The organism is Candidatus Nanohalovita haloferacivicina (genome assembly GCF_029232205.1).
Lineage (GTDB): Archaea > Nanohalarchaeota > Nanosalinia > Nanosalinales > Nanosalinaceae > Nanohalovita > Nanohalovita haloferacivicina.
Genome location: NZ_CP107255.1, coordinates 188228 through 202236 on the forward strand (window position 1 = coordinate 188228; position 14009 = coordinate 202236).

The 14009-nt window shown below is 44.7% G+C and carries 16 protein-coding genes; 7 read left to right on the top strand and 9 right to left on the bottom strand.

Annotated elements, in window-relative coordinates:
- Positions 1-9: 9 nt before the first annotated feature.
- Entirely contained in the window at positions 10-540 is a 531-nt protein-coding gene (locus HBNXNv_RS01045; protein ID WP_347720983.1) for a tRNA (cytidine(56)-2'-O)-methyltransferase, read from the top strand.
- A 3-nt stretch (positions 541-543) separates the two neighbouring features.
- Here HBNXNv_RS01045 and rnz read toward each other — a convergent pair whose 3' ends face one another.
- Positions 544-1455: a ribonuclease Z gene (gene rnz, locus HBNXNv_RS01050; protein ID WP_347720984.1), complete on the bottom strand. Its 912-nt coding sequence runs from the start codon at positions 1453-1455 to the stop codon at positions 544-546.
- A 73-nt stretch (positions 1456-1528) separates the two neighbouring features.
- Here rnz and HBNXNv_RS01055 point away from each other — a divergent pair, with 73 nt between their 5' ends.
- Entirely contained in the window at positions 1529-1897 is a 369-nt protein-coding gene (locus tag HBNXNv_RS01055) for a hypothetical protein (RefSeq protein ID WP_347720985.1), read from the top strand.
- Here the strand turns inward: HBNXNv_RS01055 and HBNXNv_RS01060 are convergent.
- Genes HBNXNv_RS01060 through HBNXNv_RS01075 form a run of 4 tightly spaced genes read right to left on the bottom strand, consistent with a single transcriptional unit; the run spans position 1887 to position 5133 of the window.
- Positions 1887-2813, bottom strand: a complete 927-nt coding sequence (locus HBNXNv_RS01060; protein ID WP_347720986.1) for a methyltransferase domain-containing protein — start codon at positions 2811-2813, stop codon at positions 1887-1889. The genes HBNXNv_RS01055 and HBNXNv_RS01060 overlap by 11 nt on opposite strands.
- Positions 2814-3821, bottom strand: a complete 1008-nt coding sequence (locus tag HBNXNv_RS01065) for a lysylphosphatidylglycerol synthase transmembrane domain-containing protein (RefSeq protein ID WP_347720987.1) — start codon at positions 3819-3821, stop codon at positions 2814-2816.
- A gap of 24 nt (positions 3822-3845) precedes the next feature.
- On the bottom strand, positions 3846-4859 hold the full coding sequence (locus HBNXNv_RS01070; protein WP_347720988.1) for a lysylphosphatidylglycerol synthase transmembrane domain-containing protein: 1014 nt from the start codon (positions 4857-4859) through the stop codon (positions 3846-3848).
- Positions 4849-5133, bottom strand: a complete 285-nt coding sequence (locus HBNXNv_RS01075; RefSeq protein ID WP_347720989.1) for a ribonuclease P protein component 4 — start codon at positions 5131-5133, stop codon at positions 4849-4851. Before HBNXNv_RS01075 ends, HBNXNv_RS01070 begins: the two co-directional genes overlap by 11 nt.
- Before the next feature lie 39 nt (positions 5134-5172).
- Here HBNXNv_RS01075 and HBNXNv_RS01080 point away from each other — a divergent pair, with 39 nt between their 5' ends.
- From HBNXNv_RS01080 to HBNXNv_RS01100, 5 genes are all read left to right on the top strand, one after another.
- On the top strand, positions 5173-6171 hold the full coding sequence (locus tag HBNXNv_RS01080) for a glycosyltransferase family 4 protein (protein WP_347720990.1): 999 nt from the start codon (positions 5173-5175) through the stop codon (positions 6169-6171).
- 86 nt (positions 6172-6257) lie between these two features.
- Positions 6258-7319 (top strand): glycosyltransferase, encoded by a 1062-nt coding sequence (locus HBNXNv_RS01085; RefSeq protein WP_347720991.1) that lies wholly within the window; start codon positions 6258-6260, stop codon positions 7317-7319.
- On the top strand, positions 7306-8952 hold the full coding sequence (locus HBNXNv_RS01090) for a DUF2070 family protein (RefSeq protein WP_347720992.1): 1647 nt from the start codon (positions 7306-7308) through the stop codon (positions 8950-8952). The genes HBNXNv_RS01085 and HBNXNv_RS01090 overlap by 14 nt, the downstream gene beginning before the upstream one ends.
- Positions 8949-9377, top strand: a complete 429-nt coding sequence (locus tag HBNXNv_RS01095) for a DUF2391 family protein (RefSeq protein WP_347720993.1) — start codon at positions 8949-8951, stop codon at positions 9375-9377. Before HBNXNv_RS01090 ends, HBNXNv_RS01095 begins: the two co-directional genes overlap by 4 nt.
- Positions 9378-9417: 40 nt before the next feature.
- A complete protein-coding gene (locus HBNXNv_RS01100; RefSeq protein WP_347720994.1) occupies positions 9418-9744 on the top strand; it encodes a metal-sulfur cluster assembly factor in 327 nt (108 codons plus the stop codon).
- On the opposite strand, the gene HBNXNv_RS01105 is transcribed toward HBNXNv_RS01100, so the two are convergent.
- From HBNXNv_RS01105 to HBNXNv_RS01120, 4 genes are read right to left on the bottom strand one after another with little or no spacing between them, the layout of a single operon-like run.
- A complete protein-coding gene (locus tag HBNXNv_RS01105; protein ID WP_347720995.1) occupies positions 9745-10713 on the bottom strand; it encodes an HD domain-containing protein in 969 nt (322 codons plus the stop codon).
- Positions 10714-10755: 42 nt separating this feature from the next.
- A complete protein-coding gene (gene pepF, locus HBNXNv_RS01110; protein ID WP_347720996.1) occupies positions 10756-12528 on the bottom strand; it encodes an oligoendopeptidase F in 1773 nt (590 codons plus the stop codon).
- Between the two features lie 31 nt (positions 12529-12559).
- Positions 12560-13084: an NUDIX hydrolase gene (locus HBNXNv_RS01115; RefSeq protein ID WP_347720997.1), complete on the bottom strand. Its 525-nt coding sequence runs from the start codon at positions 13082-13084 to the stop codon at positions 12560-12562.
- On the bottom strand, positions 13081-13977 hold the full coding sequence (locus tag HBNXNv_RS01120; protein ID WP_347720998.1) for a hypothetical protein: 897 nt from the start codon (positions 13975-13977) through the stop codon (positions 13081-13083). The genes HBNXNv_RS01115 and HBNXNv_RS01120 overlap by 4 nt, the downstream gene beginning before the upstream one ends.
- Positions 13978-14009 lie beyond the last annotated feature (32 nt).

Here is a 14009-nt window from a genome sequence, read left to right on the forward strand (position 1 = left end):
TGTGTAATTATGATAACAGTTCTCAGATTGGGCCACCGCAGAGGAAGAGATGACAGAATTTCAACTCATGTAGGCCTTACAGCCCGTCAATGGGGGGCAGATAGAATAGTATATTCGGGAGAGAAAGATACCGGTATTCTTGATTCTCAGAGAGATATTATCGATCGCTGGGGCGGAGATACTGAGGTAGAGTACACTGAGAACTGGAAAAATGTTATCAGAGATTTTGAAGGCCTTTCCGTGCATCTGACAATGTACGGCGAAAAGATCAACGAGAGAATCGAGGGCCTGAAGAAGGAGTTTGCTGAAGAAGAGGATCTCTTGATTGTTGTCGGTGCTGAAAAAGTTCCTCGCTGGGTCTACACGCATGTTGACTACAATATTTCTGTAGGGAATCAGCCTCACAGCGAGATTGCGGCCCTGGCGGTTTTCATGGATAGGATTCAGGAAGGCCGATTAAAGGAAGGTTTTGAAGGTGCGGAGATAGAAGTTGAGCCGACTGAAGATAGAAAGATTACTAGAGAGCTTGATGAAGAGTAAAATTTACTGTTTCTCAGGTCTGTGCGGCTTGACCTCGAATTTCTGACCGTCTTTTGCTACTACAGTATTTTCGAATACTTCCTGGGCCTCTTCACGTAGTTTCTGAGTGTTATTTCTGTACCTTCTTGATAGATGGGTTAAAGCCAGTTTTTCGACGTTGGACTCGTCTGCTATCTCTGCTGCCTGTTTTGCCGAGGTGTGGCCATCTCTTTCGTCTATCATTTCATGGCTGCAGGTGGCTTCATGGATTAGTAGGTCGGCATTTTCTGCATTTTTTATCATGTTGTCGCATTTTGCAGTGTCGCCTGAGTAAACAATCTTTCTACCGGGCATGTCTTCAATTATATCTTCAGGCCTTATTTTCTGGCCGTCGAACTCTACTGTTTCTCCTTGCTTTAGTTCTCCGATTTTAGGTGATTGTTCGAGGCCTAGTTCTTTCATTTTGTCCTTATTGACTTTTTTCTGGTCTTCTTCCTCAAATACGAATCCGAACGCGTTGATTCCGTGTTCTACTTCGAAAGGCCTTACTTCGTAGCCTTCTCCGACTATTTCATCTCCTTCTACCAGGTCTTCGACGAAGATGTCGTAGCTTCTGCGGAAGTAGCCGGTGTCAAGGATTCTGTCTGTGAATTCCTCTGTTCTTGGAGGGCCGTAGATGTAGAGCGGTTTTTCCCGGCCTTCGAGTTCCATGGTTTGGATTAGGCCTAGTAGGCCTGAGAAGTGGTCGGCGTGCCAGTGGCTGATGAATATTTTTGATATTTTCATGAGGCCTAGTTTGTCCATCATCAGTCTGCGTTGGGTTCCTTCTCCGCAGTCGAATAGTATTCTTTCTCCGTTGTAGTTGATTAGATTTGCGGGAAGGCCTCTTTCCTCTGTTGGTACTGCGCTTGATGTTCCGACCGTCCAGATGTCCATGTTACTTCTTTTTGGTGTTTCTCTTTTATCGCTAATCAAAACACATTTATTTGTAACTTGAAAGTAGCATATTATGGCGGAGTTAAACTACGATGATTTTAGAGGATACTTTAACGAAGATGATTCTGGAATGCACGTTGTTACTGATTCTCTGCCGCGTCTAAAGTTGAAAGATGAGCTTTCGCCGGAAGAGGCACCTCTTTATATTGATCTTGAGACTGGTAGAGGAGTTTATCCTGAAGGCCTTGACCCGGAGGATGCTTACGAGGCAGCAAGTTACGCTCTTGACAAGGCAGGTAGTGATGCTGCAGTCCATATTTCGCAGGATACTGAGGCCTGGCAGGAAGAGTTTTCAGAAATTGTCGGTGAAGATATCGAGCTAGGGCCTTCATGGCACCTTAATCTTGATAAGGAAGAAAGAAAGGCCTCTGCTAGACGATAAAAATGTATCTTGTCAGCGACTTGTGAACGTATACCTCAAAGTCCGCTGAGTAAGGCCCTACTTCTTTTTCATTGTACATGAAGACTGCTTTTCCGCTGTAATCTTCCAGAAATTCTATGAAGCTTTCTACCGCTTTCTCTGGTTTTTTGGAGGCCTTTCCGTATGGTAGATCTGTTACTACTGCGTTGAATTCTTCCTCGAAAGTTTCGTTGATTTCTGCTACATCGCCCTGCCTGATATCGTGGCTGATTACGCCGTAGTTTTCGAGGTTTCTCTGGCAGCCGTCCACCATCTCTTTCTGTATGTCGAGGCCGTAGACTCCGATTCCGCAGAGGCCTGCTTCGATAAGTATTCCGCCTGTACCGCAGAAAGGATCCAGTAGTTTTTCTCCTGCTGATACTTCTGACAGGTTGACGAGTACTCTTGCGAGCACAGGGTCAAGAGATATTGGTGAGGAGAAAGGCCTTTCCTGGTTGGCTCTCTGCTGGTAAAGGCCTCTATCTACTTCCTGAACTATTTTTCCAATTACAAGTTTTTCTCCTGTGTAGTATGCCTTTATTTTTTCATCAGGGTTTTCCAGGTCTACTGAGTTTTCCTCCGTTGAGATTTTCTGGCCTATCTGTTTCTCCAGTTCCTTGCTTTCGAAGTCTTCGTCTGTCAGGTTCTGCACTCTGACCGAGAAAGATTTTTCAGGCCTGTAATCTATTTCTAGTTTGTCTAGCTTGGTTTCGCATATTTTTTTTGTTACTTCATGTGTCAGGCCCAGTCTTTTGAGTTGTTCTGGGTGTTTTTCTGTTTCTGCGGTTCTTCCTTCTCTCTTTGGATCTTCTTCGATTTCCTGGCTTCTTAGAAATCCTTTGAGTTCTGCTTCTGCTAGTTCAAGGTTTTCTCCTGCTAGGAGATATGTGTAGGTCATCTAGATTGATTCTTTGCCTCCAAGGCTTATGAAGGAAATGTATCCTATGACAACGTCTGACCAGTAGGTTAGTATTCTGAATATTATGCTTGCTGCTAGTGCGACAGGCAGGCTGATACTGAAGAACAGGTTCAGTAGTGTGGCCATAACTGCTTCGTAGGCTCCTGTTCCTCCTGGTGTAGGTGTGAAGTTTGATACTGCTGCCAGAGGAAGCACGAAGAATACTGCTGCAAGATTTACGTGTATATCAAGCGCTAGAAGTGTGATATATAGAGTGAGGCTTTGGAACAGGTAGTAAATGTGGGCTATTAGGCTTGTCTCCAGAAGATGTCTGCTATCATTGCCTATGGTTTCAAAGGATTCTTCTAAGACTTCAAAACGAGATTCTATACTCTCTACAACTTCTTCTCCTCTGTTCAAGATTTCGCTTATCTTGGTGGCAACCTGTAAAACTTTTTTCTCTATGGTGCCGGCCCTGAACCACAGTAGATAGCTGAAAGATCCTCCAATCACGAATATAGCTCCACTGGCGATCAAGGTTTTTGTGATGAGGCCCGTAAGTCTACCGAATAAGAATAGATAAGTTGCTCCTGCGGCCACAAATGTGAACGTAGGTATCGCATTAATTATATCTGAAGATATTACTGCGGAGAAGGCCTTCTCGTATTTCAGGTCTGTTTTTTTGGATATTATGTAGGCCATTGCTGGTTCTCCTCCGAACTGACCCATTGGTGTTACTTTGTTGAGGAAGTCTCCGGCCATGAAAAGTCTGAAGTTCTGTGTGTATGTGTTGCCTGCGCCTACCTTGTTGAGGAAGCTGTGCCATGTGTTTCCCCAGACAAGATTGGGTACCAGGCCAGTGAGCAGCGCTAGCAGGATTAGTTTTTTGTCTGCGCCTTTTGCTGCTTCTAGAAATTTATTTATATCGGTTAATATGATTAGGGCGCCCAGAAATATTGTTGCAGCTGTAAACCAGGCAATTTGTTTGGTTTTGGGCGTCCATGCCATAATATTTTTATTTGAACTGTGTTTTTAATTAGCTTTTTCTCGACCTATGCTTATCATCGCTCCGTAACCTATGATCAGTCCAGGCCAGTAGGTGCAGAGTCTGAAGAGGATTCCTACTGCAATTGCTGTGGCGAAAGGTATCTGTGGGAATAGGGCTGCTGGCATTAGTGTTAGGATGGTTGCCAGTGTTGCTTCGTAGGCTCCTGAACCTCCTGGGGTAGGTGAGAAGTTGGATAAGGAGGATAGAGGCAGGATAAAGTAGAGTGGTGTGAAGTCGGTGTGGATGCCCATGGATGCGAGAATTAGGTACAGGCTGAAGACCTGGAATACGAAGTAGGCATGTGCGATAGAGGCCGTTCTAACTAGATGTCGAGGATCCTCTCCGATTCTTTCAAAGGCCTCCTCAACGTTTTCCAGTTTCTCATCCAGTTTTTCAACGTATTTTTCTCCTCGTCCAACCCGATCGGTGATCTTTCTCAGGCCTTTGGTTAGTGCGTTTTCGATTGTACCGGACTTGAACCATAGTGTGTATGCAATGGATCCTCCTATAACTACTATCAGGAGGGATATGTAGATGGCTTGAGTTATTATGTCGTTTACGGAACCGAAAATTAGAAGGAATGCTGCTCCTCCTAGAACAAAAGTGAATATTGGAACTGAGTTTATTATGTCTGAGGAAAGTACTGCTGAGAATCCTTCTTCGTAGCTCAGGCCTGTGTTTTCTTTTATTACGTAGGCCATGAATGGTTCTCCTCCGAACTGGCCTAGTGGTGTTACAGAGTTCATGAAGTTGCCTGTCATGAATAGTTTGAATGTTTTTCTGTAGTTTACATTGGCGCCCATTTTGTTGAGGAAGCTGTGCCAGGTGTGTGTCCACACAAAGAATGGCAGTAGGCCTGTGAGAAGAGCTCCGATCAGATAGTAGGTATTTGCCTGGCTTACGGCCTCTATGAACTTGTTTATGTCTGCCATGTAGATTAGCACGGCTATTATTGCTGTTGATATTCCGAACCAGGCGATCTGTTTTTTAGTAGCCATATCTATCTATGTTTCCGCATTTGCTGCAGGTATATTCTACTTTGCTTTTGTCTGATTTTATTCTTACTTCGCAGGTTCTTCCGGGTTTCATGTAGCTGTAGCAGTTGCTGCAGAACTTCTTTTTCAGGTCTGAAGGTATTGAGACTTCTTCCTTCATTCCTATTTTCCGGGCCAGTTCCACGTATCTGTCTGCCAGTTCGTCTTCATGGCCTATTCTTTTCTCTGCTAGCGTGAAAAGCCGTTCTATCCGTTCCTCTGCGATTGTTTTCGCCACAGTTTCATAAGTTTAGGTAACAGTTTTTAAGTTAAGCAGATGAGGATAAGCCATTACTTTGAATGGGAGGATTTGATTACTGGAGGCCATAAACAGTCCGTTAAGAACCAGAGAAAGATAATGGATAAACGAGGAATTGATTATACTACTGAGCCTGATCTCTCCGCTGATATTCTTCACTTGAATAATATGGGGCCTAAGTCAATTTACTATGCCAGAAAGGCCCAGGAGCAGGGAGTTCCTGTGGTTGTCCATGCTCATCAGACTGCAGAGGATTTCCGTGAGAGTTTTGCCCTGTCGAATATGATTGCAAGGCCTATGAAGCCCTACTTGAAGTATGCCTATTCTCTTGCTGACCTTATAATCTGTCCTTCAGAGCATAACAGAGACGTCATCGAGGAGTATACAGATGTGCCGAAGAAGGTGATCAGTAATGGTTTTGATCCTGATATGCTGGAAGGTTTTGAGGATCTTAGAGATGAGTATCTGGAGAAGTACGATCTTGAACCGCCAGTAGTGTTCATGGTAGGTCACGTGATCAAGAGGAAAGGCCTGAAGTCGTTTATCGAGACTGCCAGGAAGATGCCTGATACAGATTTTGTCTGGTTTGGTTTTCTGAATCCGAGCGGCGAAGATACCTTTGTTGACTCTCTGCTTCAGAGCAGGGATACAAAGAATCTTGTAGAAGATGCGCCTGACAACTGCACCTTCACAGGTTATGTTGATGATATTAGAGGAGCCTACGCTGCTGGTGACATCTTTTTCTTCCCTACAAAGAACGAGAACGAGGGAATGGCCCTACTTGAGGCAATGGCCTGCGGTAAGCCGCCGGTAGTCAGAGATATTGAGACTTTTCAGTGGCTGGAGCACGGTGAGAACTGTTTGAAGGCCGAAGACGACTTTGTCTCTGTTCTGGAGAAAGCAATGGAGGAGAACGAAATGCAGAGGCTTGGAGAGAATGCTCGGGAGAAAAGCCGTGAGTTTGAACTCGAGTCTATAGCGGATGAATTAGAGAAGGCCTACAGAGAGCTTCTCTAAAAGACTTTTTCCAGGGTTTCAGCGTTTAAATAAAATATTTCTAGGTGGGCCGTTTAAAATACTGAATGCCAAATTCTCACTTATCTATGAAAATCGGCTTCTTTACCGAGAGCTACTTCCCGAAGTATGATGGAGTGACTTACACTCTGAAGGCCTGGAAGGAGAGGCTTGAGGAAAGAGGCCACGAAGTGTATATTATGTATCCTCAGAATCCTGAATATGATCCTGGGGACGGAGAGATACCTGTAAGATCGATTCCAAATCCTTTCTACGAAGGTTACAGAGCACCTTTCCCTGTGAGAGGTTCTAAACTACCTGATTTTGATATTGTCCACTGTCATGGGCCTATAACGCTGGGATGGTCAGGGTTATTGCAGGCCAAGCTTGAGGACAAGCCTTCGGTATATACTCATCATACGCCTATTGAGGAGTACTTTATCAATGCTGTAAAACTTCCTCTTCTAGCTAAAATATGTGAGAAGGTTTATCTACCGATTGAGAATTTTTTCATGAGCAAATTTGACGTTGTCACGGCCTCGACAAGCAGAATTAACAGGAAGGTTGATTTCACCCGGCTACCTGTAGGCCTTGACATGGAGTTTTTCCAGCCGCAGGATGAATCTATACTTGATGAGATGGATGTTGAAAGGCCTGTGATCGGCTATTCTGGTAGACTGAGTCTTGAAAAAAATGTTGATAACCTGGTTTGCTTCGCCGATGAGTTTGATGGCTCTGTTGTTATTGTTGGCGAGGGCCCTCAGGAGAAGAAGTTGAAGGAGATGGCGGGAGATAATGTTTTCTTCCGTGATTTTCTGGATAGAGAGGATTTGCCAGGTTTTTATTCTGGCCTTGATGCCTTTGTAACTTCTTCTACAGGAGATACTTTGGGTCTTGCGCCTCTGGAGGCTAATTCTTGCGGTACTCCTGTTGTCGCTGCTGATAATCCTCCTTTTGATGAGACTATTGGCTCCCGGAATGGCGAGCGTTTTGAGCTTGGTGATTCCGAGTCTTTGTCCCGTGCAATTCATAAAGCACTGAACAATAGCTATGAATGTAGAAGTGCTGTGAAGGATTTTTCGCTTTCCAGCACTATTGAGCAGCTAGAGGATATTTACGAGGAGCTTGGTGAAAAGTATGGGCAGAGATAACGTAGACGTCTTCGAGAAAATTATTTTCCACATTCCTGATACAAGGACTAGTCTGGCCGCTATTATTTCTCTGAGCTTTGTTTATTCGTATTTCATGTATCTTGGTTTTTCCAAGTTTACCTCGTTGCCTATTCAGCAGGAAACAGTTCTTTATCTGGCTGTGCTTCTTTTTGCAGTTCCTGCACTGGTTTCAGGTGAAATATTTACTAGGATTCTACCAGATTATCCGCGTCACTGGGCCTATTTCCTTGCGCTCTCGAATCATCTGTTTGTTTTTGTATTTGGAATGATACTGACTGGCGCAAACAACAGCGTTAATGCATGGAGGGTTATCTGGCTAGGCCTGATTACTGTATATCTTTCAACTACTTTGATACTTACACTGACTCTTGGATCAGATCATCTGGAGAGAATTTCAATCGTCAGCCTTGCACATCCTTTAATGGTTCTGGCGGTTGGAAGCTACTATCTCTATCCGTTCCTCCAGTTCCGATGGTGGGACTACGCCTCAAACTTGAGCGTGCTACTCTTTATGGGCCTGATTCTTGCAGCACTGCTTCACGTTGTTCAGTACTTGATTGGCAGCAATGTATCGAACGTTTCAGCGTTTAATCTTACTTCGGGGCTTCTTCAGAAGAAGCAGCAGGCCCTGGATCTAGGTTACGAATCTAATCCTGAAGTTCAGACTCTTGAAATTGAAAATGAGAGTGATAAGGCCTCTATTGCTATTCCATGGGTTCATCCTGGGCCTCTGGGTGCTTTCGGTGGCGGAGAGCTTTCGACTACGATTATTAACAGGATGAATGAGGAGGGCAGCGGTTTCTTTATGCACGTTCCTTCTGATCACGGTGCTGATATGGCTGATCCTGATGATGCTGATGTTTTACTTGATAAAGTTGATGAGCCGGAGATGGAAGGTAAGGCCTCTGAGATGGTTGAGAAGGATTATGATCTCGGTACTTTCTATGGCCGCAGATTTGACGGAAAGAATATTGTTTTCCTTGATATTCCGGAGTACGATGATTACGAGATTGAGGTTGTGAAGAATGCTGTAGATCTAAATTCCACTATTGTAGTTGATCTTCACAATCATATCGATGACGAAGTTAATCAGGTTATCTGGTCTGGAACGGCCCAGGCAGAGAATCTTCAGGAATATCTGAAGGACTTTATAGGGGAGCTTGAGTCTCAGCCTTTGCATGATTATCAGGCTGGTTTTGATTCCGATTTAGATCATATCCCTGTATTTACACTGGTTGAGGAGGTTAACGGCCAGAGAACTTTGATTTACGGTATTGAGGGTAACGGTTCTACGAAGAGACTTAGAGATCTAAATGATAATATCCGGCATGATTTTGACAAGGCAATTTTCTTCACCACTGATACTCATGCAAGCATTCATGAAATGGCTAAAGGCAGTCACGTCGACGAGGACAGGCTTAGAGAGAGTATTTCCCGTTCAGTTGAGAATGTAGCTCCTGCAGGCATTGGAATGGTGATGAACAAGGCCAGCAACGTTAAGCTTTTACATTCGGATTACCAAGGCCTTATTTACAGTATAAACATTATCATCAGGCTGCTTCCGCTGGCTCTGATCAGTATGTATATCTTGATGGTGCTGTGGTTGCTATGATTAAAGAAATGATACTGAAGGCCGAGAAAGGATATCCTTTCGGGGTAGACGACTTCTTTCAGCAGGTAACGGGAAGCGCTATACTTACAGCTCCCTTCCTGTTTACAGAGGAGGTCTGGGAGGTTGCAGCTGCAGCTTCAGATGTTCAGGCCCTTGCCAGTGTTCTTGTCACACTGTTTCTGGGAAACGGTATTCTGTATGTTTCCAAGCTGGAAAGGGACTGGGATAGCGAGAGAAAGGTCTTTGGAGTCACTTTAAGGTATATTTCCCTGATGCTTGTGTCATTCGGTACTGTGGCCTTTCTGTTGACTATTACTGCCGCAGAACATGTATTTGCGGACAGCTGGTATCATATGATGAAGGTTGTGGCCCTGATATCTATCTTTTCGGTGATTGGAGCTGCTACAGCTGATAACTTGATCTAGGCCATAGTGGCTTTTAAGCTTGAAGCAGTATACGAGTTTTATGGTTACAGAGGAAGATGTCAGGAACCAGCTGAAGGAGGTAATGGATCCCGAACTCGATATCAATATCGTGGATCTAGGCCTTATCTACGAAGTAGATGTAGATGATGAAGGCCATGTTGATATACTGATGACACTGACCACTCCTGGCTGCCCGCTTCACGGTGTATTTGATGAAATGGTGAAGAGAGAAGTAGGCAAGATAGAAGAAGTAGATGAAAGAGATATCGAAGTCGAGCTAACATTCGAACCACGCTGGAGTCCTGAAAAAATGAGTGATGAGGCCCGCGATGAGCTAGGCCATCTTCCAGGAATGCAAGGTTTCTAACTATTTTTCTATGATCTTTACCTGATAACCTGAGCCTACGTACTCCATGTGTTCATCGATTTTTTGCTTAAGTTTTTCTGAGAAATCAGTTGATCTCTTGAGCTTTCCTTTGTGCAGTACTGGAGGGTTTACTGATCTGGCCTTTGTTGTTACTGTCATGTCTGGGTCTTCGACCTCGGTTTCTATTTCAAACCCGTTTTTCAGTGTTTCAAGTTTATCTTTGATCTCTTGGTTGTCTGATTCTCTGAGTTTTTCCAGTACTTCGTCATCTGTGCCGAAGAGATCTTCTTCATTCATTATTCCTGTGTCAATGGCTTCACTAAGGGCCTGTGCGAACATCTTAATTATTACGACTTCCTTTGGATTGGCCCACCATTCTTCGTCTGCTTCCGCGTATTTTTCGGCGAACTCTACAGCTATATCTGGATCGTCAAGTACAAACATGCCATCTTCTACAGTCAGTGATTCTACGAATTGTTCTACTTTCCAGTCTCCGTAGCTCTTTGAGTCTCTGAGGAAATAGTCAATCCTGTCTGCGCATAGATCTGGTGCGTCTCTTTCCAGCAGGCCGAAATTTTCTTCGTCGAGAATATATTCGAGGTCGAGGCCGTGTTTTTCCAGTATTTCTGGTATTTCTGAGTCTTTTACTACTTTTTCGAGGAATCTGTCGTGGTATTCGTGGTCATCGGTGTCGAAAACGAAGTCTGCTGTGTGGGAAAATGCTGTGTGAGGTACGTCGTGTAGTAGGCCTGCTATCTGTTCTTCTATGCTGGCTCCATGATCTCTCAGTAGAAGAAATACTCCTATGGAGTGTTCGTACCGTGTCATCGGTTTTTTGTCCATGTAGAATGGTTGTGGCCCGGCTTGATGGACTTTTTTCAGTCTCTGGACTGGTTTGGAGTTGATTAGGTCGATGATTACTTCTTCTTTGATCTCTTTTTCTCCGTAGACACGGTCGTCAACTTTCATGATTTGAAGAAGGAATGAAGAAAGATTTAATCCTTCGGGCCTCTAGAGGAATAGGTCTTCTGCTTTCTTCAGGTATCTTCTGTATTCCTGTATTGCTTCGTCGAATGTGTGTCTGTCGGCCTCTATGTCCATGATTTGGAGGGTTTCCAGTGGGTAGTTGCTGCCGCCGGATTTCAGGAATTCTAGGTAGTCTTGGTTTCTCCCGTCTTCTACGAGTTTTTCTCTGATGTTGGTTGCTGCGGAGATTCCTGTGGCGTACTGGTATACGTAGAAGTTGTAGTAGAAGTGTGGTATTCTCATCCATTCTCTTGCGATTCTGTCGTCTACGTCGGCGTTTTCGTAGTATTTTTCTTTGAGGTTTCTGTATTTTTCGTTGAGCATTCCTGATGTCAGTACTTCTCCATCTTCCACTGCTTCGTGTATCTCTTTCTCGAATTCAGCGAACATTGTCTGTCTGAACAGCGTGTTTCTGAAGTTTTCCAGCTGGTAGTCCAGTGCGTGTTTCTTGAGTTCTTCGTTGTCTGTTTGTTTCAGCAGGTATTCTGTGAGGAGTTGTTCGTTCACTGTGGATGCGATCTCTGCCAGGAAGATTCCGTAGTTGCTGTAGATGTATGGCTGCTCTGATTCCGTGAAGTAGGAGTGCATGGAGTGGCCTAGTTCGTGGGCCAGTGTGTACATTGACTGGACGTCTTCGTGGAAGTTCATGAGGATGTATGGGTCTGTTCCGTATCCTCCTCCGCTGTAGGCTCCTGATCTTTTGCCTTTGTTTTCGTATACGTCTACCCATCCTGATTCAAGGCCTTTTCTGGCTGCTTCGACGTATTCTTCTCCCATTGGTTCGAGGGCATTTAGAATGTGTTCTTTGGCCTCTTCGTAGGTGATTTCTATGTCTGAGTCGGCCATTGGCATGTAGACGTCCCACATTTTCAGTTCGTCTACTCCGAGAACTTTTCTTTTCAGTTCCTGATGTCGGTGTAGCGGGTCGAAGTTTGAGTTCACGCTTTCTATCAGGTCGTTGAATACCTGTTCTGGTACGTTTTTGCCGTCGAGAGCGGATTCCAGTGATGAGTTGTAGTCTCTGATTTCTGCGAACTTTGAGTTTGTGCGGGCCTCTTTGTCGAGGCTCTGTGCTACTGTGTTGTCGAAGTCGTTGAATCTGTCGTAGAACTTGTTGAATACTTCTTCTCTGAGGCCTCTGTCGCTTTCTTTCAGTAGTTTTGTGAAGTTGGACTGTGTTATCTCAACTTTTTCTCCGTCTTTTTCGATTGAAGGGAATTCCAGATCTGCGTTGGTGAATGTGGAGTAGATGTCGCTGGGGCTGGAGAGTACTTCTCCAAGGTTGGATAGTATCTGTTCTATTTCCTCTGAGCGGGTGTGGTCTTTTTTGTCTCTTATTTTTTCCAGGAAGTGGCTGTATTCCTGTGTTTCTTCGCTTTCTGCCAGTTTCCGGTATTTTTCATCTGAGGCCTCCTGTATTTCTACTTCTACGAAGCTTGTGTCTGATGATATTTTGCTGGAGAGGGAGCTGGCTCTTGCGGCAAGGGCCTGGTATTCTTCTTTTCTTGTGTCTTCGTCTCTGCGCATTCTGGCGTATGAGGATAGCTGGCTTACCAGGGTTTTTGCTTCCGAGTATTTGTCCATGAATTCGGAGAATTTTTCCGGCGAGTCTGTTAGCTGGCCTTGATATTTTTTGAGGCCTTCTGCAAGTTCTTTTGCTCTTTCAAAGTCTTTTTCCCATTGTTCTGTTGAGCTGTATACTTTTTCTACGTTCCATTTGTATTCTTCAGAAATTTCTTCCCGCTCTTTTACTGACATACATGTGTCTGGGCCTTAGAAAGATAAAAAATCAATGCTTTGAATGTTGTTTGAGGAATTTTCTGAGGTTGTCGGATTCGAGTTCCTCGCCGGTTTCTTCCAGTTCTTCGATGTTCCAGTACTTGGCGTCCTGTGCGTCGTCTCCGGCCTCCAGTTCTCCTTCTACTTTGTCAAGGTCTGCTGTGAATGTGATTACTATGACGTGTTTTCCATCGGGGTGTTTTACCATGAGGTTGTCCAGTAGCTGGAGGTTTTCCGGTGATATTTTGAGGTTGGTTTCTTCTTCGAGTTCTCTGGCTGCGGCTTTTACTGGTTCTTCGTCTCGTTCGATGAATCCTGCGGGTATGCTCCATGAATCTATGTGAGGCCAGTTCCCTCTTTTTATCAGGAGAATTTCGTCGTCTTTTTTGAGAAGTACTCCGGCGGCAGGTTTTGGGTTGCGCCAGATTACTTTTTCACACGTGTTGCAGTAGAGTCTGCTACGTTCCTCTACTTCTCTGGATCCAAGTTCTGATCCGCATTCTGGGCAGTGTTTAGCGTCTGCTGCAGCTATCATTGTTCTGGGTAATCCTCTTTGACGCCTTCTACTTCGAACCAGGGTACTTCTGTCAGCGCCGGGATGTGTGTTTCTATGTGGTGCTCCCAGACTCCTTGTTCTCCGAAGGCCTCTCCGTGGTCTGATGTAACTACTACTTTTCCGTCAAGTTCCTGTACCAGTTCTGCTACTTGCTCCATGGCGAGCCTCAGATTTTCTTCGTAGTATTCTTCGAGTGTCTCGCGGGTGCCGTTCCGGCCTACAGATAGAAGGCTTGAAGGATCAAGTTCTACCCACATTCCTAGTTTCATTGCGAGGGTGCTGTCCTCTACTACGTCCTCGAATTTTGGCCTTACCACGTCTCCTACTGTAGATAGTATTCCATCCTCTTCATCATTTTTCTCTCCGGCCTCTTTCGCTTCTTTGAAGCTTTTTCTTATCTTCTCTACTTTGCGGCCTCTACCTTTGGTTATGTAAGGTGCGTGTGGCTGCATGTAGTGGATGATTGTTCTTTCAGTGTCCTCTGTTCTGTCGAGGTTGTCGAGTACTACTCTGTTCATTCCTTCCGGTGTTACTGTTCCAAGGTCGTCGTCCCAGGCCTCATGCCATACATCTACTATGTCTGTTATGTGGTCTTTTCCGTTCCATTCGTAGCCACAGCTTGAGCCCCATTCTATTTCGTTGAGTGGTAGGCCTGCTCCGTTGATGAAGGGATTGGATGAGAAGTATGTGATGTCGTGTCTTCCGGTGAATGTTTTGGAGGCCCATTCTGGTGTTGAGGATGCCACGCTTTTTCGTTTCTCAAGGTTGCCTTTGAGGTAGTCGCTGTAGACTTGTTCGAAGAAGTCGTATCTGCACGCGTCTAGGATTATAAGGTAATCCCAGTCCTCTTCCAGAGGTTTCTGATCCTTCATATAACGACTCATTTGTCATCTAGCTTTAAGAA

Bases quoted from the DNA above. Each gene is read 5' to 3' on its own strand.
- HBNXNv_RS01065 (WP_347720987.1), bottom strand. From the start codon at position 3,821: ATGGCATGGACGCCCAAAACCAAACAAATTGCCTGGTTTACAGCTGCA.
- HBNXNv_RS01115 (WP_347720997.1), bottom strand. From the start codon at position 13,084: ATGATAGCTGCAGCAGACGCTAAACACTGCCCAGAATGCGGATCAGAA.
- HBNXNv_RS01080 (WP_347720990.1), top strand. From the start codon at position 5,173: ATGAGGATAAGCCATTACTTTGAATGGGAGGATTTGATTACTGGAGGC.
- HBNXNv_RS01070 (WP_347720988.1), bottom strand. From the start codon at position 4,859: ATGGCTACTAAAAAACAGATCGCCTGGTTCGGAATATCAACAGCAATA.
- HBNXNv_RS01120 (WP_347720998.1), bottom strand. From the start codon at position 13,977: ATGAAGGATCAGAAACCTCTGGAAGAGGACTGGGATTACCTTATAATC.
- rnz (WP_347720984.1), bottom strand. From the start codon at position 1,455: ATGGACATCTGGACGGTCGGAACATCAAGCGCAGTACCAACAGAGGAA.
- HBNXNv_RS01085 (WP_347720991.1), top strand. From the start codon at position 6,258: ATGAAAATCGGCTTCTTTACCGAGAGCTACTTCCCGAAGTATGATGGA.
- HBNXNv_RS01095 (WP_347720993.1), top strand. From the start codon at position 8,949: ATGATTAAAGAAATGATACTGAAGGCCGAGAAAGGATATCCTTTCGGG.
- pepF (WP_347720996.1), bottom strand. From the start codon at position 12,528: ATGTCAGTAAAAGAGCGGGAAGAAATTTCTGAAGAATACAAATGGAAC.
- HBNXNv_RS01045 (WP_347720983.1), top strand. From the start codon at position 10: ATGATAACAGTTCTCAGATTGGGCCACCGCAGAGGAAGAGATGACAGA.
- HBNXNv_RS01060 (WP_347720986.1), bottom strand. From the start codon at position 2,813: ATGACCTACACATATCTCCTAGCAGGAGAAAACCTTGAACTAGCAGAA.
- HBNXNv_RS01090 (WP_347720992.1), top strand. From the start codon at position 7,306: ATGGGCAGAGATAACGTAGACGTCTTCGAGAAAATTATTTTCCACATT.
- HBNXNv_RS01105 (WP_347720995.1), bottom strand. From the start codon at position 10,713: ATGAAAGTTGACGACCGTGTCTACGGAGAAAAAGAGATCAAAGAAGAA.
- HBNXNv_RS01055 (WP_347720985.1), top strand. From the start codon at position 1,529: ATGGCGGAGTTAAACTACGATGATTTTAGAGGATACTTTAACGAAGAT.
- HBNXNv_RS01100 (WP_347720994.1), top strand. From the start codon at position 9,418: ATGGTTACAGAGGAAGATGTCAGGAACCAGCTGAAGGAGGTAATGGAT.